Origin of the sequence: Actinophytocola algeriensis (assembly GCF_014203735.1) — a bacterium.
Taxonomy (GTDB): domain Bacteria; phylum Actinomycetota; class Actinomycetes; order Mycobacteriales; family Pseudonocardiaceae; genus Actinophytocola; species Actinophytocola algeriensis.
Genome location: NZ_JACHJQ010000002.1, coordinates 730,197 through 747,504 on the forward strand (window position 1 = coordinate 730,197; position 17,308 = coordinate 747,504).

Genomic DNA, 17,308 nt, shown 5'->3' on the forward strand with positions numbered 1-17,308 from the left:
TCCGCACACCTGTTCACACGCCGGCCGCCGCCCGAGGGGCAGGCGTCACGCGGTGGACCGTCCTCGACGTCCCGCGTCAGAGGCGGACCTGGGTGGTCACCAGGCGGTCCAGCTCGGCGGCCGGGTCGTCGGTCAGGCCGGTGTGGGCCGGGGACGTCTGCAGGATGGTGCTGCGGGGGGCGGTCAGCCAGCGGAAGCGCTGGCCGACGCTGGTGCCCGCCATGGGGCCGGTGCCCTCGCAGGCCTGGCACATCGACTGGAGGGCCGCGTCCAGGGTGTCCAGGTCCAGGTCCGGGTCGAGGGCGCGCAGGCGGTCCCGGTCCACCGCCACCGCGCAGCGCAGAAAACGGAGCTTGGCGCAGTAGACGATCGCGCCCACGTTCATGAACTCGCCGCGTTCCTGGCGGGGCACGGCGCGTACGAGGGCGTACTCAAACACGTGCGGCACGGGTCTCCTCCAGTGCGGCGACCCAGTCGGGTGCGTCGGCGAGGCGCGCCGCGAAGTATGCCGCATAGGCGTCCCGGGCCGCCGCCGGCGACCCCAGCGCCGGGTCCAGCCACTCGTCCGGGACCAGGGACAGGATCTCGCTGATCAGCCTCGGGGTCACCTGCGGGCGCAGTGCCGCGTCCGCCTCCGCTATCGAGCCTGCCACCGGCATCATCACGTGGTCGGCGGCGTCGTAGCGGTACGTCGGCGCCGGGCGCCAGCCCGGTTGCCAGCGGTGGTGGAAGATCAGGGCCGCGCCGTGGTCGATCAGCCAGATCTGGCGGTGCCACAGGAGCATGTTCGGGTTGCGCCAGCTGCGGTCGACGTTGAGGACCAGGGAGTCCAGCCACAGCAGGCGTGCGGCCAGGTCGCTGCCCGGCTCCTTGACGCGCGGGTTGAAGTCGAACGAGCCCGGCAGGTAGTCCACACCGAGGTTGGTGCCCTGGCTCGCGCGGAGGAGGTCCTGGATCTCCTCGTCCGGCTCCGCACGGGACAGTTCCGGGTCCAGGTCCACGAGGACCAGCTCCGGCACGCGGAAACCCAACCGCCTAGCCAGTTCGCCGACGATGATCTCCGCCGTCAGCGCCTTCAGGCCCTGGCCGGCGCCGCGGAACTTGAGTACGTACATGCCGAGGTCGTCCGCCTCGACGAGACCGGGGAGCGACCCGCCCTCCCGGAACGGCGTCACGTAGCGGGTGGCCGCCACGGTACGCAGGCTGTGCTGATCCACATCCGCATCATGGCAGGTCAGGACTTGACCCTCACACGGAGTTTCACGCCGGTCGCCGCGACCAGCAGCGCACCCGCCACGGACAGCGCCGCCGTGACGACCGCCGCCGTGTCCCAGCCCGCGATCAGCGCCGCCCGGTCGGCGTGGGCGGCGATCACCGCGACGATCGTGATCCCCAGCGCGGCGCCGACGTAGCGGGCGGTGTTGTTCGCGCCGCTGCCCACGCTCGCCTTGCCCGGCGGCACGCTCGTCACCGCGATCTGGCCGAGGGCGGCGTTCAGGACACCACTGCCCACCCCCGCGACGAGCAGGCCCGGCAGCAGGTCCAGGGCCGACGTGCCGGTGTCGAGGCCGGTCAGCATCAGCTGCCCGGCCGCGATCACGATCAGGCCGGCGACGATCCTGGCCCGCGCGCTCCACCCGGCGGGCAGCCTGCGGGCGAGCAGCGCGACCACCGCGCTCGTCGCCGACCACGCGAGCAGCAGCAGCGCCGCGTCGAGCGTCGTGTAGTGGAAGGCGCGCTGGAAGAACGTGGGCGTGAACGACATCAGCGCGATGATGCCCACACCGGTGGCCGTGCCCGCGACGACCGACGCCACGAACTCCGGGCGCCGGAACAGGCCGAGAGCGAGCATCGGCGCGCGGGCGCGGCGTTCCCACAGCACGAACGCGGCCAGCAGCACGGCCGCCGCCGCGAACAGCCCGGTCACGACCGGCCTGCCCCAGTCCTGCCGCCCTTCGACCAGAGCGGAGAGCAGCGCGACCAGCCCCGCGCCGAGCAGGACCGCGCCGGTGACGTCGACCGGGCGCGGCCGGTCGGCCCGCTCCTCGGTCAGGGTCAGCCGAGCAACTACCGCGAGGACCGCGGCGAACCCGGCCAGCAGCCAGTACCCCGCCCGCCACGAACCCGCGACCGCCAGCAGGCCCATCACGACCGGGCCCACCGCGATGCCGGCGCCGACGCTCGCGCCCCAGACACCGGTGGCGTGCGCGCGCCGAGGACCGGCCGGGAACTCGGCGGCGATGCAGCCGAGGCTGCACGACAGCACGGCCGCGCCGCCGATCCCCTGCCCGATCCGCGCGATCACCAGCACCAGCGTGTCCGGGGTGACGGCGGCCAGCACCGAGGTCAGCGCGAGGAGCACCGTCCCGGCGACGAACACCTTGCGGCGGCCGTGGTCGTCGGCCACCGCGCCCGACACCAGCAGCGCGACCGCGAGGCCGACGGACATCGAACTGAGGATCCAGGCCTGCCCGCCCGGGTCGCTGTGCAGGGTCTCGGCCGTGTCCGCGAGGGACGCGAGCGGCGTGGTGAACGCGACGAGCACGAGAAAGGTCCCGCCCGCGGCGACGGCCAGTGTCCGGTTCACGATCGATCCCTTCAGTTCGGTCATCGAACCGTAGCTCACTGGTTCAGTGACTGAACTGATAATCTCGTCACGTGGGACTCGGGAAGAACTACGACGGCCAGGACTGTTCCCTGGCGCGCGCACTGGAGATCGTGGGCGAGCGCTGGACGATGCTCGTACTGCGGGACTGCTTCTTCGGCGTCCGCCGGTTCACCGACCTGCAGGCGCACCTGGACGTCCCCAGGGCCGTGCTCACCGAACGCCTGACGACACTCGTCGACGACGGCATCCTCGAACGCACCGAGTACCGCCGCGGCCGCCACGAGTACCGCCTCACCCAGCGCGGCCTCGACCTGTGGCCCGCACTGTTCGCACTCTCCCAGTGGGGCGAACGGCACCGCGCCCCGAACGGCCGCCGCCGGATCTTCACCCACGCCGCGTGCGACACCGCCCTCGAACCGACCGGTCTCTGCCCGGCCTGCGGCACGGTCCCGCCACCGGCGGACATCGACATGACCCCGGGCCCCGGCATGCGCCCGGTCCGCGACGACGCGGTGAGCGTCGCGCTGCGGTCCCGCCACCGCCTGCTGACCCCGCTCATGGCCTGAGCACGGCGGCACGGCGGTCCCCGCTAGCGGATCGCGGCCGCGTGTTGCGGGATCAGGTCCGCGCGGAGGGACTCCTTCAGCTCCGGCATGCCCCGGCCGACGACCACGCCTTCCTTGCCGGTGCGCTGGGCGTACTCGACCACCCTGCGGTAGTGGTCCAGGTACAGGTTGGGGCGGTCCGGGCGGGTGGTGGGACGTGCCGACCAATGGCGGGTGACCGGCCACCGCGGGTGGTCGAGGATCGAGATGAACGCCTCCAGCTCGCTCGTGTCCGTGGCGCGGTAGGTGCCCACCAGGACGTCCGGCTGGCGCAGCAGCACCGTCAGGTAGCCAGTGGTCTGCGGCAGGGGGGACAGCTTCCCCGCGTACTTCTTCTCGTTGTGGCGCAGCACCCGCGCGATCTCCAGCGGGTCCAGCGTGGCGCCGGGAACCAGGTCGACCGTGAGCGCCTCGTCGCCGTCCACCGTGCGGATGACCTGCCGCATGTTGTGCCTGCGTTTGCGCTTCATCGACTGCACCCACTCCATGACCGACTGCCACGCCGACGTGCGCAGCACGCCCAGTGCCTCGGTCGGGCGGGAGACGCAGCGGCCCATCGCCTCGACCTCGGCCGTCGTCAGCTGGCGCAGCAGTGCGCCGCCGCAGCCGAGGCCCAGCTCGCGGCGCATGGCGGACGTGTAGTCGCGGAGGAAGTCGGTGACCGGGAGGTCGTTCGCCCACCAGCCGGTGACCGAACCGGTGCCGGGGCTGCGCACATGCAGGACACCGACGAGCCTGCCCCGGCCGGTGCCGACGAAACCGTTGCGGCGCACCGGGAGTCCGGCCCAGTTCGCGAAGACCACGCCGTCCGCGGCCGGGCCGTTGCGCAGCACCGACACGAACAGCGGGACGCGGGACGTCCACGCCTGCGCCGCCAGCACCTCCCACGCCCAGTCCGCCCGCAGCGCGGCCCTCGCCCGGAGATCCCGCCAGTACGACGGTTCCTCGTCATAGCGCGGGTCGAGCACCTCCCAGCTCACGACTCCCCCTCGCAGGCACCGGGAAGTCCTCGCATCCGACGGTTCGCTCCGCTCATCGGCCCACCAGCGGTCCGGGAACCCCGACCACGCGCATCGGGTACGCGCCGAAACCCAGTGACTCCTTCTGCTCGAACTTCGCCCGGCCCGCGGACAACTGCCTGCGGCCGGTCGCGATGACGTGCCGGATCGCGCGGGCGTGGCAGTCGAAGTACAGGTGTCCCCGGTCCTCGCGGCTCGCCCAGAACTGGAGCACCGGGGTCACCGGGTGGTCGAGGTACGTGCTGAACGCCACCACCTGACCGTCCACATCGGAGTAGGTGAGCGTGTGGACGTCGGCACGCCGAACCGCGGCGGCCAGGTACGCGCCGGCGACCGGGGTACGCGGGTCGAACGGCTGCCCGCCGAACTTCGCGCGGTGCGTGCGGAGCAGACCGGCCAGCACCGTGCCGTCCACATCGGACCTCGCGGCTGCGAACCGGACCGCGAGCGAGGTGTCGGCCGCGATCAGCCGGTCGATGCGGCGGACGTTCTTGCGGCGGTTGCGGGACAGGCTCGCCAGCCACTCGTCCTCGTCGGCGAACCGGTTCTCCAGCACGGAGGCCGCCGGCGTCACCGGGCGGACCAGCCGTCCCCTGCCGGCCACCATGGGCGCGAGCGAGGCCGGTACGTTCCGGTAGACCAGGCCCAACAGCGGCGGTCCCAGGCGGGCCCGCACCCCTTTCTCCAGCGCACGCACCACCTCCACGTCACCGGACGGGACCACGAACCCCTCGCCACCGAGCCACGGCTGGTACACCTGCGCCACCGTGGGTGTCAGCCGGTGCGTCCGCGGCGGTGCGTAGTTGTCGCCGCGGCCCGGCACGCACACCATCACGGCCATCGCGCCGACGACCTCGCCGTCCGCGTGTGCCACCACCAGCAGCGGCGGGTTGCGGGACAGCCAGGCCTCGACGCCCATCAGCGCGTAGTCCCACGGCGCGTGGAGGTGGTGCCGAGCGACGAAACCGGACCAACCGGTCGGTGGGGGGTCGTGGCGGGGGTCGTGGACGGTCACGTTCACGGCAGCACCACCGGTGTCCCGTGCCGGGGGCAGCGGCCGAGCGCGGCCGACCCGACCAGGATGTCGACGAGACACGGCGACCGTTGCGTCAGCAGGGTGACCGCGAGCCCGGCGTCGGTCTCCCGTGCGTACACGCGCCGCCAGTCCAGGTGCCATCGGCCGCATTGTCGCAACGCGCCAAGATATCCCAGCAGTGAATCGTGGAGAAGGCCGTGCGGACCACTGTCCAGCTCGTCCACCGTCCTCTTGGGAATAGCGTCGAGCCGGATCGCGAGGTCCTCCGGCAATTCCGCCACCAGTGCCGCGAGCTCCTTGTCGGCGCCGACGGCGAGCACCGGCATCGCACGTCCCAACGCGACGGTCAGTGCGCGCCACGCGCTCTCGGCGGGACCCGCGCTCAGGTCGAGGACGCAGCCGGTCACACCGCGTGGCAGATCATGTGGCGGCAATACATCCGGTTTGTCCAGAACTACCACGAGTCCCGTGCCACGGAACGAGAAGCGGGCGTCGAGCGCCGGACCGAGCCCGCGGAGCGTTTCGACCAACGCCGTACCGCCCTCCAGCGGAACGAGGTCGACCAAGCGGCGCAACGCCTCGGCCTTCTGAATCGCTCCACTGTGTACACCCGGCCGCCCGGGCACCACCACGGGGTCCGTGCGACCCGACAGCGCCCACCGTTCCCGGTAGAGCGGGACAGTGCGAAACGCGGAGGCCACCTTTCGCCGGTAAGCCATCCACCACCAGGGCTCGATGTTCACGAGCCGGGAGTGTGCCACCCGTTTGCCTGCCCCGGCTCGCGGGTGCGATTCTGCGGCCGAACGCCCTAGCACCCCACACCTCCCACTCATCTGAACGGACGAATTACGTAGCGCTCACTGCCCATTACACGTTTCGCCTGCTAGGAAATGCGGCGTGCCACCACCCAAGGCACTTCGACAGTGGGACGGGATCGGAGATCCATCGATGAAGGTTGGCGTCACGGGGGGTAACGGTTTCATCGGCCGTTATGTCTGCGAGGAGCTCATCAGCAGAGGTCACGAGCCGCTCGTGTTCGACCACTACGGTCGAACCGCAGGTCAGGACCATGCCGTGATGCTGGGCGACATCAGGGACGCGACGGCGATGGTGGAGCTCGCCGCGCACTGCGACGGCATCATCCACCTCGCGGCCGTGCTCGGCACCCAGGAGACGATCCGCAATCCGCGGCCGGCCGCGGAAACGAATCTGATCGGCGGCCTGAATTTCCTCGAGGCCGTCGCACAATATGATCTTCCTGGCGTGAACATCGCCGTCGGCAATCATTGGATGAACAACAGCTATTCGATCTCCAAGTCGGCCGTCGAGCGTTTTGTGCACATGTTCAACGCCGACCGGGGAACACGCGTGAACAATGTCCGCGTGGTCAACGCGTACGGCCCGAGGCAGCTCGCCGCCGCGCCGTTCGGCTCCGGCAAGGTGCGCAAGATAACCCCCGCCGTCATCTGCCGCGCACTCGCGGGGTGGCCTGTCGAACTGTACGGCGGCGGCCGCCAGATCTCCGACATGGTGTGGGTCGGCGACGTCGCCCGCGCGCTCGTGTCCGCGCTCGAGGTCGCCGCGCGCGGCGAGGTGCTCGACCGTGTCGTCGAGGTCGGGCCGCTGGAGTCGACGAGCATCCGGTCGGTCGCCGAGCTGATCATCGAGCTGTGCGTGGCACGCGGCTACTCCCCCGTGCCCGTCGAGGACCTGCCGATGCGGCCGGGTGAGCAGGCGGGCGCGGTCGTCACCGCCGACCCGGAGACGCTGCACGCGGTCGGCATCGACCCGGTCTCGCTGGTGTCGCTGCGCGAGGGCATGGCCCGCACGGTCGACTGGTTCATCGAGCACGAGGGCATCCACTGGTCGGTCCCGGAAGGCGAACAGCTCGTCCGCACGGCCAACTAGGGCGGCACGCATGTCCGGTCCGGTCAGCACGGGTATGACCGCGGTTGTGCCCTGTTTCAACGAGGCCGACAACGTCGAGCACGCGTACCGCGAGATCGTCACCGAACTCGGTGAGCACGACCTCGAGGTGCTGTTCGTCGACGACGGCAGCTCTGACGGCACGCTGGAGAAGGTGCGCGCACTCGCGCGCACCGACCCGCGCGTGCAGTACCTGTCGTTCACCCGCAACTTCGGCTTCGAGGCGGCGTTCTCGGCCGGCTACCGGTACGCGAGCAGGTCGTGGATCCTGCACATCGACGCGGACGTGCAGTTTCCGGTGGCCGAGGCGCACAAACTCGTCGCGGCCGCGGAAGCCGGCCAGGACGCGGTGTTCGGCGTGCGCGAGACCAGGCACGACCCGCTGGTGCGGCGGGTCGGCGCGCGGTTCTACCACTTCGTCGCCCGGCGGGTGCTCGGCATCGAGATCCCACCCGGCGCGACGACGTTCCGGCTCGTGCGTGCCGAACTGGCCCGCGCGATCGTGGACCTGCGCCTCGGCACGCCGTACTTCCTCGCCACCGTCCCCCGGCTGACCAACCGGTACTCGACGGTGCCGGTGGCGCACCGGGCACGGCAGCGCGGCGGGTCCAAGCTGCACTTCCGCTGGCTGGTCGGGCACGCGATGGGACTGTTCGTGGGTTTCTCCAACCGGATGGCGGCGGCCGCGTCGCTGCTCGCGTTGTTCGCGGCGGCGGTCACCGGGCTCGGCGCGGTCGGTGCCGCGGTCGGTCTACTGAGGACGGACGTGGTCACGACCGTGGTGCTGGGCGCGTTGCTCGCCGTGCTCACCGTGCTGGCGGTCTCGGTCCGCTACCTCGTCGCCGTCGGTGCCGGACAGGCGAGACCAGCGTTGTTCTACGTCCGGGAGGCGACCATGCCGGTCGCCCCGGCGGACCGGCTGATGACCGAACAGCTCGGCGAGGAGGTCCGCTCGTGACGTCACTGGTGGTCCTCGGCGCGGCCGACGGCGCGGTGCCGACCTACCAGCGGGCCGCGAAACTCGGTTACCGCACGATCTGCGTGGACATCCAGCCGGGCGCGCCGGGTGTGCCGTTCGCCGACGAGTACCTGCACATCAGCACGCGCGCGCCGGAACAGGTCGCCGCCGCGTTGGCAGGCCGCACGGACATCGTCGGCGTCCTCGCGCCCGCGAGCGACATCGCGTTGCCGTCCCAGCGCTGGCTCGCGAGGCACTGGGACCTGCCGGACCCGATCTCCGAGCAGGCCGTGCTGGCGTCGGCGGACAAGTCCGTGTTCCGGGAGGTGTGTGAGCGGCTCGGGTTCCCCGTCTACGGCGCGGTCGCGGGCACCGTCGGGTCGGGACTGCGGGAAGCCGCGCTGGGACTGCGGTTCCCGACGCTCGTGAAACCCGTGGACAGCACCGGCAGCCGCGGTGTGGTGCCGTGCGGTGAGCCGGGTGGGCTGACGGCCGCGATCCGGGCCGCGATCGAACACTCGCCGTCCGGCCGGGTGGTCGTCGAGGAGCACGTCACCGGCGAGCACCTGACCGTCGAGGCGGTCGTGTCCTCGGGCCGGGTCCTGTTCCACGCGGTGAGCGCGCGCACGCTGACCGCGCCGCCGTACTTCATCACCGCCGAGCAGCTGTTGCCCGCGGACCTGCCGCCGGAGGTCGACCGCAGGCTCGTCACCATGCTCGACAAGCTGTGCGCCGAGCTGGGGTACGTCAGCGGGCCGCTGAACCTGGACGTGGTGCTCGCGCCGGACGGACAGCTGTACTTCGTCGAGATGGGTGCGCGGACCGGCGGGAACGGGCTCGCCGAGCTGATCGAGACGATGTGCGGCGTCGACACCCTGTCGGCGACGATCGCGCTGGCGGTCGGCGACCGGGTGGTGCTCGCGCCACGCCCGCCCCGGCCCGTGATGCTGCGGGTCATCGCAGCGGACCGGCCGGGCACCCTCGCGGCCGTCCACGGGATCCGGCAGGTCACGGCGTTGCCCGAGGTCGTGGACCTGCGGCTGTTCGCGCAGCCGGGTGACCACGTGCGGCCGTACACACAGGCCGCGCACAAGGTCGGGTACGTGGTGCTGTCGGCGGCGACCGCCAGCCGGCTGCGGGCCGCGGCCGCGGTGGTGGACCGGACGTTGCGGGTCGAGTTGGCCGGCCCATGACCATCGCGTCCACGGCACCGCCCCGGCTGTCGGTGATGGTGCGCCTCGCGGCGGGCCGCGGGGTGTTCCGGCTGGCGAGCCAGCTGATGGCGGTGGCGCTGGCCGTGGTGTGGGGTGCCGAGTCGTTCGGCCGCTTCGCCAACGCCATGGGGTTGTGCGCGTGGCTGCTGTTCGTGCCGACGGCGGCGGAGAAGGCCGCGCTGAAGGTGTTGCCGCGCATGCGTTTCCTCACCGCGCAGGTGGCGCGGCTGGTGGTCCGGCTCGCGGCGGCACCGGTGCTGGCGCTGGTCGCGGCGTTCGCCGTGGCACTGCTCGTCGATCCACAGGGGACGGTCACGCTCTACCTCGTCACGGCGGCGTGGTCGGCGGCCACCGGGCTGCTGATGACCGTGTCCGGGCTGCAACGCCTGCGTGGCAGGCCGATGCTGGACGCGGCCGCGTTCGGCGCGATGACCGCGGTGGTGCTCGCCGGGACGGCGGTGACGTGGGTGGCGGGCTGGTCGCCGACCACCCACCTGTCGCTGCTGCTCGCCGGCCTGCTCGCGGTCACCGGCTACTCCCTGGCGGCACTCCCCCGCGACTGGGTGCTCGGCGTGCGGAGCGGGCGGCGGCTGCTGCCCGCGCTGGGCCGCAGCACCTGGCTGCTCGGCCTGTCCGAACTGCTCGACGTCGCCGCACTGTCCACTGTGTACCTGGTGCTGGCGCTCACCGGGCAGACCACCGACAGCGGCCCGCTGTACCTCGCGGTGCTGGTGGCGAGCATGGCAGGCTCGCTCGTGCTGTACCAGTTGAAGCTCTACCAGCCCGCGACGTCGGCCCGGCTGCGTGGCGCGGGCGGCGCGGGTGGCCGGGCGCGGACGTTCCGGCTGCTCCGGACCGCGGAGCGCGGCGGGTTCGCGTTCGCGGCGGTCGTGGCCGTGCTGGTCGCCTTCCCCGCGGGCCGGGACCTCCTGGCCACCGGGTCCTACGTCGTGCTCGGCGCGGTCCTCGCCGTCGAGGTCGCGGTGTCCACCCTGGTCATGTACGCGAACTTCCTGCTGGAGAACACGAACAGCAGCGTGCTCACGATCACCTCGGTCTCGGCCGTCGTCGGCCTGGTCGCCACCGCGCTGATCGCGCTCGCCGTCGTGCCGTGGCTCGGCGCGGCGGGCGGGCTCACCGCGCTCGTCCTCGCCGCCGCCGTCAAGGCAGGCACCCTGCGCGGGCTGCTGCTGCGCAGGCACCCGGAACTCCATCCGTAACACGAGAAGAACAGCGGAGCCACCATGTACGTACTCGGTATCAGCCGCCACCACGACGCCGCCGCGGCGCTGGTGCGCGACGGCGAGATCATCGCCTTCGCCGAGCAGGAGCGGTTCAGCAGGGTCAAGCACGACGGCCGCTTCCCCACCGACGCCATCCGGTTCTGCCTGGAGCGGGCCGGCATCACGCTGTCCGAAGTGGACCACGTGGCGTACTTCTGGCAGCGCTGGCGCGAGCCGCTGCACGCGGCGAAGGTGTTCGCCCGGTACTTCCCCGCCACGCTCGAGGTGTTCCGCAACCAGGGCGACCAGGGCGCGAAGGCGTCCGGGTTGGTCGAGACGTTCCGGCACGGCGGCAAGGGTGTCGACAACTTCCACGTCGGCGGCGCGGTCCTCGGCCACGTCAAGCGCGGCTACACCCTCGGCCGCGACGTGCGGGAGGCGCTCGGGTTCACGGGGCCGACCAGGTACAAGGTCCACCTGATCGACCACCACCGCGCGCACGCGGCGAGCGCGTTCTTCATCTCGCCGTGGGACGAGGCCGCGATCCTGACTCTCGACGGCATCGGCAGCGACGGCACCAGCACGTTCCTCGCGGTCGGCAAGGGCGACAGGATCACCGACCTGCGACGGTTCAAGTTCCCGCATTCGCTGGGCGCGATGTACGCGGGCGTCACGAACTACCTCGGCTTCTACCCGACCATGGACGAGGGCAAGGTGATGGGCCTCGCCCCGTTCGGCAAGGACACCTACATCGAGCAGTTCAAGGACCTGGTGTACCTCGAGGACGACGGCGGGTACGAGCTGAACCTCGACTGGTTCCGCCACCACACGTCCGGCCGCCACCTCATGTCGGACAGGTTCATCGACACCTTCGGCCCGCCGCGCGAGCGCACGAAGGTCACCGCCGACAACCCGATCCCCCAGCACTACATGGACATCGCGTACGCACTGCAGGTGCGCCTCGAGGAGGTCGGCCTCCACCTCGCGCGGTGGCTGCACCAGAAGACCGGGCTCACCAAGCTGTGCGTGGCGGGCGGTGTCGCGCTGAACTCGGTGATGAACGGGCGGATCTTCCTGGAGACGCCGTTCGAGGACTTCTTCGCGCAGCCCGCGGCCGCCGACGACGGCTCGTCGCTGGGCGCCGCGCTCGCGGTCAGCGTCGGGAAGTACGGCAGGCCCCGGCCCACGGACGGGTACATGTACACCGGCCCGGAGTTCACCGAGGCGCAGATGGAGCAGGCGCTGCAGGACGCGGGCGTCCAGTACCAGCGCGTCGACGACATCGCGGCGCACACCGCGGCGCGCGTCGCGGACGGGCTGATCGTGGGCTGGTTCCAGGGTCGCATGGAGTGCGGGCCGCGGGCCCTCGGCAACCGGACGCTGCTCGCCGACCCACGCGACCCCGACTCCAAGACCCGGATGAACGAGAAGGTCAAGCACCGCGAGGCGTTCCGGCCGTTCGCGCCGTCGTGCCTGGCCGAGAAGGCAGGCGAGTACTTCGCGAGCGGCTACCCGTCCGCGGTGATGCTGCTGGTGTTCGACGTGCTCGAGGACAAGCGGGACGTGGTGCCCGCGATCACGCACGTGGACGGCACCGCCCGCGTGCAGACCGTGAGCCGGGACGACAACCCGCGGTACTGGGACATGATCTCGCACTTCGAGCAGCTCACCGGCGTCCCGATGGTCCTCAACACGTCGTTCAACGACAACAACGAACCGATCGTGTGCACGCCGGAGGACGCGATCAACTGTTTCCGCAAGACCGACGTGGACGCGCTCGCCCTTGGCCCGTTCTGGGTGGAGAAGTGACGGCGGCGCTCTATTCGGCCCGCCGGTGGCTGTGGCTCGCCGCCGCGGTCCCGGCGGCGGTGCTGGCCGGGCTGATCATGGTGGTGCTGCCGCCGGACCAGACGCTCGACAACCTCGCGGAGTGGCTGTTCAAGCTGAGCCCGTTCCTGTTCGCGGTGGCCGCGGTCGCGGTGTTCCCGCGCGGCCGGTTCGGGCCCGCACTGGTCGTGGTCGGCGTGCTGGCCTACATGGGATACCTGGACACGGCGCTGATCCTGCGGATCCTGGACTACCGCGCCGACGGCGAGTTCTCGGTGGTGTACCAGTTCCAGCTGTTCGTGGTCACCTACATCGTCCTCTTCGGACTGCTCGCGTTCCGGCTCGGCGGCGCGCGCACCGCGACCGTGCTGAAGGTCGGCGTCGCCGGGGTGCTGATCGTGATCTCCGGGTTGAACGACCTCGGGTTCTGGGTCATGAACGACTGGGGCGCCGACGGCCGCCCGTCCACACTGGACTGGGCGTCGCACATCATCGTGTTCACCGGCGGCCCGCCCAGTGTCCCGGGCGCGACGGTGTTCCTGGTGGTGCACCTGGTCCTGGCGGCCGCGGTGGTGACGGCGCCCGTGGAGCGCTGGGTGGACAGACGGCTGGCCAGGACGACACCGTGAAGGCGCTGGTGGTCCTGGGTGCGGCCGACGGTTCGCTGTCGACCTACCGGACCGCCCGCGCGCTCGGCTACCGCACGATCTGCGTCGACCGGTCGCCGGCCGCGCCCGGGGTGGCGCTCGCCGACGAGTTCCTGCCGCTGTCCACACGCGACACGGAGGCGATCGCGGCCGCGCTGGCCGGCCGCGACGACCTGGCGGGCGCGCTCGCCCCGTCCACCGACATCGCGCTGCCGACGCTGCTCGCGCTGACCGAACGGCTCGGGCTGCCGGTCACGATGACGCGGGAGGCGGCCCGCGCGTCGCTGGACAAGCGGCACTTCCGGCGTGTCTGCGAGGAGCTGGGCTTCCCGGCATATCGTTGGAGCGAGATCACCGACGCGGCGCAGTGGGAGTGGCGCGGCCCCGCCGTGGTGAAGCCGGTCGACGCGCAGAGCGGCCGCGGGGTCACGCGCTGCGTCGAGAAGTCCATGGTGGACGCCGCGGTCGCCGCGGCACGCGACCTCTCCTACAGCGGCGGTGTCGTGGTCGAGGACGAGGTACCTGGCACGCACTGTGGGTGCGAGTGCGTGATCTCCGGCGGCGAGGTGGCGTTCCTCGCGCTCACCACGCGCACGCTGTGCCCGCCGCCGCGAGCCGTCACGACCGCGCACCTGATGCCCTCGGAGGTCCCCGCCGAGGCGCGGCGCGCGGTGGTGACGATGGTCGAGCGGCTCTGCGCGCGACTGCGGTACCGGACCGGCCCGCTGAACCTGGACCTCGTCGTCGACCGGGACGGCGTGCCGTACCTGATCGAGATGGGCGCGCGGACCAGCGGGAACGGGCTCGACGAGCTGACGTTGCGCTGCCACGGCGTGGACACGATCGCCGCCTCGGTGGCGGCGGCCGTGTACGAGCCGATGACGGTCACCCAGCACCCGCCGCGGCCGGCGCTGTGGCAGTCGCTGTCGAGCGACCACGCGGGCAGGCTCACCGCCGTCCACGGGCTGACCGAGGCGCTGGCGATGCCGGAGGTGGTGGACGTGCGGTTGTTCGCCGGGCCCGGCGACGAGGTCCGCGGGCACGACAACGTGGCGGACAAGCTGGGGTACGCGGTGCTGAGCGCGCCGACCACGGCCGGGCTGCGTGCCGCCGCCGAGCGCCTGAACCGGACGCTCGTGTTCGAGGTGGCGCCGGTGAGCCCGGCGGCGCGAGGAAGGCGAGAGAGCTAGATCCTTAAAAGGGAGTGAGAGAAGGAAGCGCTCTCATTGCCTCGCACCGCCAGGCTACCGGCCGATCACGCGGGCACCAACTGGTTTAGCGTGCCCAGGTCCAGCACCCGCGACCCCTCCGGCAGCCCGTCCGGACGGGTCAGCCCGACGTAGGTCACCGGCTCGGTCAGCACCAGGTCCGGCGTCCACGTGGTGACCGGGCCGGGCAGCAGGCCGAGCAGGTCGGAGACCATCAGGTACCGCCGCTCGACGACCGCGCGGGTCAGCATGCCCGTGGTCAAGCGGTTGTTCTCGACCTGGTTGAAGTTGGGCGAACCGGTCAGGTACAGGTGGGTCCACAGCACCGACCACCGCCCGGCCGCGTCCCGGCTGAACACCGCGGGCAGCGCGACCCGGCCGGTGCCGCGCAGGTCCGACCGCGTGCGCACGGTCCGCGCCTCGAAGGGTGCGCCCTTCTGCGCGCGGTCCCGCACCATCCAGCCGAACATCGACTCGGCGACCGTGTCGAACCCCTCGCCCGCGTAGACGTTCACCTGCGGCACGATCCGCGTCGCCCCGACCTTGTCGAGTGGCACGTCGATGAACTCGGTCGCGCCGTTCGCCGACTCGGTCAGGTCACCGGAGTACACGACCTCGCCGTCTCGCAGGTTGGTCCACGACACGTGGCCGCGGTAGCGGAAGTCGTCGTCCAGCAGCAACGCGGACAGGTCGTAGTCGGTGCGCCGCGCCTGCTCCCGCCAGTAGGCGAAGAACCGCAGCACCTCACCGTCCACGACGGACCACGAGCCGCGCGGCAGCACCGCGAAGCCGTCCTCGGCCGCCTTGCCGGACAACGGCACCGCGACGGTCAGCACGGCCGGGTCGACGACGACCGGGCCGAACCCGGACAGCCGGGCGGCCAGCTCGGTGTCGACGATCCCGCGGACCCGGTCGATCACGTCGACCGGCAGCGGCAGCCGCGCGTCCACGGTGACCCACGCCCGCTTCGCCCGGCCCGCGAACACCCGCGCACTGTCCACACCGGACCGGTTGGCGACGTGCTCCCGCAGCGAGCACAGGACCCGCCCGGACACCTCACCCACCACGGACTCGAACCCGGTCAGCACCGCGCCGGTGTCGGTCGCCGTGCGCAGCAGCCGGTCCAGCGAACGCACCAGCATGCCCGGCGCCTTCGCGAGGATCCCGGCGGCGTCGGCCACCCGGCCCGCGCGGAAGGCGAACTCCGCGCGGCCCGCGATGGACCGCACGACCCGGTCGCCGCGCGCCACGTCGAACACCTCCCGCGCACGGACGAAGCGGTCGTCCTCGTACGGGTGCAGCCCCGCCGCGAGGCGCTTCCACACCTCGGCGTGCCGCGCGACGTCCCCGAGCTTGCCCTCGTTCGCCGACACGACCGCGTCGAGCGCGCCGAGCAGCACCCGCCGCTCGCTCCTGCGGAACGACCGGAACCGGGTCGGCGTCGCCAGCGTCACGTCACCACCGCTCGCCCGGCACGCGACCCGCAGCACGTCGACCACCGTGTCGACGGCGACGAGCGGCAGGCCGTGCGCGAGCCGGACCGCGTTGACCACCGCGCGGTTCTCCCGCACCGGGATCGCCATCGGGTGGTCGAGGCACTCGGCGGCCAGCTCCGCGAGCAGCTCGAGGTCGGCCGCGTGGAGCGGGGTGCCGCTGCCGGCCAGCTCGGTGTACAGGCGCGTGGTCTCCTCGGCGAGCGTGCCGCCGAGGTGCAGGACGGTGACCCGGTCCTTCAGGGAGGCGACGAGCTCGTCGTGCGCCGCGAGCAGCTCGGCGTAGGAGTGCTGGTAGCGGCCGTAGCCCGCCAGCGACAGCAGGTTCACGACCCCCGCGGGCACGGCGGCGCCGTGGGCGGTCACCGTCTCCCGCAGGCAGGACAGCCAGAAGTCCCACGTGTCGGGGACGTTGCGCGGGAAGTCGATGAAGTAGGCGTTGTGCGCCACGTCGTCGCCGACCAGCTCGCGCACCGCGCCGACGACGTCGACCGCCAGGTCGAGCGCGGCACCCGGCGCCAGCCCGTCGAGGTGTGCGAGCAGCTCGCGGGACGCCACGAAGCCGACGCCGGTGAGCACCGCGTCGAGCTGCCGCACGACCGTCGAGCCGTCCCCACCCGGCCCCTCGACGCGTGGTACCCGCAGAGTCCTGCGGATGAGAACCTCGGAACGCACCACAATTCCCCCTCGGACACAAGAAAAGCCGCCCACGGTCGGTGGACGGCTCCGGCGTGACGGGGTCACGACATGGAGCAGCCCACCGGACCGCGCGAGCGGCAACAATGTTTCGCCACGGCGGAAATGATGGCCAGGTCCGCCGCCTGCGTCAATCGATTAGAAAGTGTCCTGTGGATCTTTGTGCAGGGTCTGGGCTTTGTCAGCAGGTACCTCAGGGGAACGTGACGGCGCTCAGCCACCAACCGCCTGCGGTCCGCCCGGTGTCGCTGGGTCGGGACCAACACTTTTAAGTCCGGAGAGGCGGGCTAACGCCATCGCGTTCGAGCCGTGGACGGCGGTGAGGAACTCCCGCCCCCGGTCCTCCGCGATCGGGCGCAGGTGCGGGAGCAGCGGGTTGTCGACCACGACGGTGCGGTTGGAGCGGAACTCGTAGGCGCGGATCGGTGTGGTGAGGCTCAGGTTCACCACCGTGTGTGGCCAGCCTTTCTGGATGGGGAGCACGTCGCCGCGGTGTTGTAAGGCCTCGAACTCCAGGTTCTCGCCGAACAGTGTCAGGGCGCCCTCGTCGCCGCAGTCGTAGACGAGCACGATCACGTCGGTTTCCACGTGCCGGTGCGGGTTCGCGATGAACCCGCCCGGCACGTCCAGACCGCCGGCACACAGTTCGATGCCTGGCGCGTTGCCGTTGTCCCGGCCGTCGACCAACGGCCGGATCCGGTGCCCCTGGGGGGTGAGCACCGGGTCGATCGACTCAAAAGGGATCGCGGTGGGAGGTTTCTTCGACATGGGCATTCCTCTCCGTCAGGGCGCCCCGGTGCCCACAGGGTGGAGCTCCCCGGCAAACTTGGGAAGAGATTGTGATGTGA

General features: G+C 71.6%; 16 protein-coding genes. 8 read left to right on the forward strand and 8 right to left on the reverse strand.

Translation table 11 applies throughout. From position 1 onward, the window contains the following. Positions 1 to 76: 76 nt before the first annotated feature. The 3 genes from FHR82_RS09575 to FHR82_RS09585 are packed head-to-tail and all read right to left on the reverse strand — an operon-like array spanning position 77 to position 2,611. Positions 77 to 448 (reverse strand): DUF3037 domain-containing protein, encoded by a 372-nt coding sequence (locus FHR82_RS09575; protein WP_184809914.1) that lies wholly within the window; start codon positions 446 to 448, stop codon positions 77 to 79. Continuing rightward, positions 432 to 1,217 (reverse strand): HipA family kinase, encoded by a 786-nt coding sequence (locus FHR82_RS09580; protein WP_311770986.1) that lies wholly within the window; start codon positions 1,215 to 1,217, stop codon positions 432 to 434. Before FHR82_RS09580 ends, FHR82_RS09575 begins: the two co-directional genes overlap by 17 nt. Before the next feature lie 17 nt (positions 1,218 to 1,234). Continuing rightward, complete coding sequence (locus FHR82_RS09585; protein WP_184809915.1) at positions 1,235 to 2,611, reverse strand: MFS transporter; 1,377 nt, start codon at positions 2,609 to 2,611, stop codon at positions 1,235 to 1,237. A 47-nt stretch (positions 2,612 to 2,658) separates the two neighbouring features. Between FHR82_RS09585 and FHR82_RS09590 the strand changes: the two genes are divergently transcribed. Continuing rightward, positions 2,659 to 3,174 carry a winged helix-turn-helix transcriptional regulator gene (locus tag FHR82_RS09590; protein ID WP_184809916.1) on the forward strand — a complete coding sequence of 172 codons (516 nt, stop codon included), beginning with the start codon at positions 2,659 to 2,661 and terminating at the stop codon, positions 3,172 to 3,174. 23 nt (positions 3,175 to 3,197) lie between these two features. Here the strand turns inward: FHR82_RS09590 and FHR82_RS09595 are convergent, their stop codons facing one another. The 3 genes from FHR82_RS09595 to FHR82_RS09605 are packed head-to-tail and all read right to left on the reverse strand — an operon-like array spanning position 3,198 to position 5,834. Continuing rightward, positions 3,198 to 4,193: a GNAT family N-acetyltransferase gene (locus tag FHR82_RS09595; RefSeq protein ID WP_184809917.1), complete on the reverse strand. Its 996-nt coding sequence runs from the start codon at positions 4,191 to 4,193 to the stop codon at positions 3,198 to 3,200. Positions 4,194 to 4,245: 52 nt separating this feature from the next. Continuing rightward, positions 4,246 to 5,253, reverse strand: a complete 1,008-nt coding sequence (locus tag FHR82_RS47295) for a GNAT family N-acetyltransferase (protein WP_184809918.1) — start codon at positions 5,251 to 5,253, stop codon at positions 4,246 to 4,248. Beyond that, complete coding sequence (locus FHR82_RS09605; RefSeq protein ID WP_311770987.1) at positions 5,250 to 5,834, reverse strand: hypothetical protein; 585 nt, start codon at positions 5,832 to 5,834, stop codon at positions 5,250 to 5,252. Before FHR82_RS09605 ends, FHR82_RS47295 begins: the two co-directional genes overlap by 4 nt. Positions 5,835 to 6,216: 382 nt before the next feature. Here FHR82_RS09605 and FHR82_RS09610 point away from each other — a divergent pair, with 382 nt between their 5' ends. From FHR82_RS09610 to FHR82_RS09640, 7 genes are read left to right on the forward strand one after another with little or no spacing between them, the layout of a single operon-like run. Next, a complete protein-coding gene (locus FHR82_RS09610) occupies positions 6,217 to 7,176 on the forward strand; it encodes an NAD-dependent epimerase/dehydratase family protein (RefSeq protein WP_184809920.1) in 960 nt (319 codons plus the stop codon). A gap of 34 nt (positions 7,177 to 7,210) precedes the next feature. Next, positions 7,211 to 8,152 carry a glycosyltransferase family 2 protein gene (locus FHR82_RS09615; RefSeq protein ID WP_225943795.1) on the forward strand — a complete coding sequence of 314 codons (942 nt, stop codon included), beginning with the start codon at positions 7,211 to 7,213 and terminating at the stop codon, positions 8,150 to 8,152. After that, positions 8,149 to 9,345 carry an ATP-grasp domain-containing protein gene (locus FHR82_RS09620; RefSeq protein WP_184809922.1) on the forward strand — a complete coding sequence of 399 codons (1,197 nt, stop codon included), beginning with the start codon at positions 8,149 to 8,151 and terminating at the stop codon, positions 9,343 to 9,345. Before FHR82_RS09615 ends, FHR82_RS09620 begins: the two co-directional genes overlap by 4 nt. Continuing rightward, entirely contained in the window at positions 9,342 to 10,586 is a 1,245-nt protein-coding gene (locus tag FHR82_RS09625; protein ID WP_184809923.1) for a hypothetical protein, read from the forward strand. Before FHR82_RS09620 ends, FHR82_RS09625 begins: the two co-directional genes overlap by 4 nt. Before the next feature lie 24 nt (positions 10,587 to 10,610). After that, positions 10,611 to 12,398 carry a carbamoyltransferase family protein gene (locus FHR82_RS09630; protein WP_184809924.1) on the forward strand — a complete coding sequence of 596 codons (1,788 nt, stop codon included), beginning with the start codon at positions 10,611 to 10,613 and terminating at the stop codon, positions 12,396 to 12,398. Then, a complete protein-coding gene (locus FHR82_RS09635) occupies positions 12,395 to 13,045 on the forward strand; it encodes a hypothetical protein (protein WP_311770988.1) in 651 nt (216 codons plus the stop codon). The genes FHR82_RS09630 and FHR82_RS09635 overlap by 4 nt, the downstream gene beginning before the upstream one ends. Further along, positions 13,042 to 14,253 carry an ATP-grasp domain-containing protein gene (locus FHR82_RS09640; protein WP_184809925.1) on the forward strand — a complete coding sequence of 404 codons (1,212 nt, stop codon included), beginning with the start codon at positions 13,042 to 13,044 and terminating at the stop codon, positions 14,251 to 14,253. The genes FHR82_RS09635 and FHR82_RS09640 overlap by 4 nt, the downstream gene beginning before the upstream one ends. Before the next feature lie 65 nt (positions 14,254 to 14,318). Here the strand turns inward: FHR82_RS09640 and FHR82_RS09645 are convergent, their stop codons facing one another. Both FHR82_RS09645 and FHR82_RS09650 read right to left on the reverse strand, forming a co-directional pair. Then, positions 14,319 to 16,439, reverse strand: a complete 2,121-nt coding sequence (locus FHR82_RS09645; protein ID WP_184809926.1) for a hypothetical protein — start codon at positions 16,437 to 16,439, stop codon at positions 14,319 to 14,321. Positions 16,440 to 16,673: 234 nt separating this feature from the next. Next, complete coding sequence (locus FHR82_RS09650; RefSeq protein WP_184809927.1) at positions 16,674 to 17,228, reverse strand: cupin domain-containing protein; 555 nt, start codon at positions 17,226 to 17,228, stop codon at positions 16,674 to 16,676. Positions 17,229 to 17,308 lie beyond the last annotated feature (80 nt).

Coding starts and splice junctions, on each gene's coding strand:
- FHR82_RS09650 (WP_184809927.1), bottom strand. CDS start 17,228: ATGTCGAAGAAACCTCCCACCGCGATCCCTTTTGAGTCGATCGACCCG.
- FHR82_RS09630 (WP_184809924.1), top strand. CDS start 10,611: ATGTACGTACTCGGTATCAGCCGCCACCACGACGCCGCCGCGGCGCTG.
- FHR82_RS09615 (WP_225943795.1), top strand. CDS start 7,211: ATGACCGCGGTTGTGCCCTGTTTCAACGAGGCCGACAACGTCGAGCAC.
- FHR82_RS09585 (WP_184809915.1), bottom strand. CDS start 2,611: ATGACCGAACTGAAGGGATCGATCGTGAACCGGACACTGGCCGTCGCC.
- FHR82_RS09610 (WP_184809920.1), top strand. CDS start 6,217: ATGAAGGTTGGCGTCACGGGGGGTAACGGTTTCATCGGCCGTTATGTC.
- FHR82_RS09625 (WP_184809923.1), top strand. CDS start 9,342: ATGACCATCGCGTCCACGGCACCGCCCCGGCTGTCGGTGATGGTGCGC.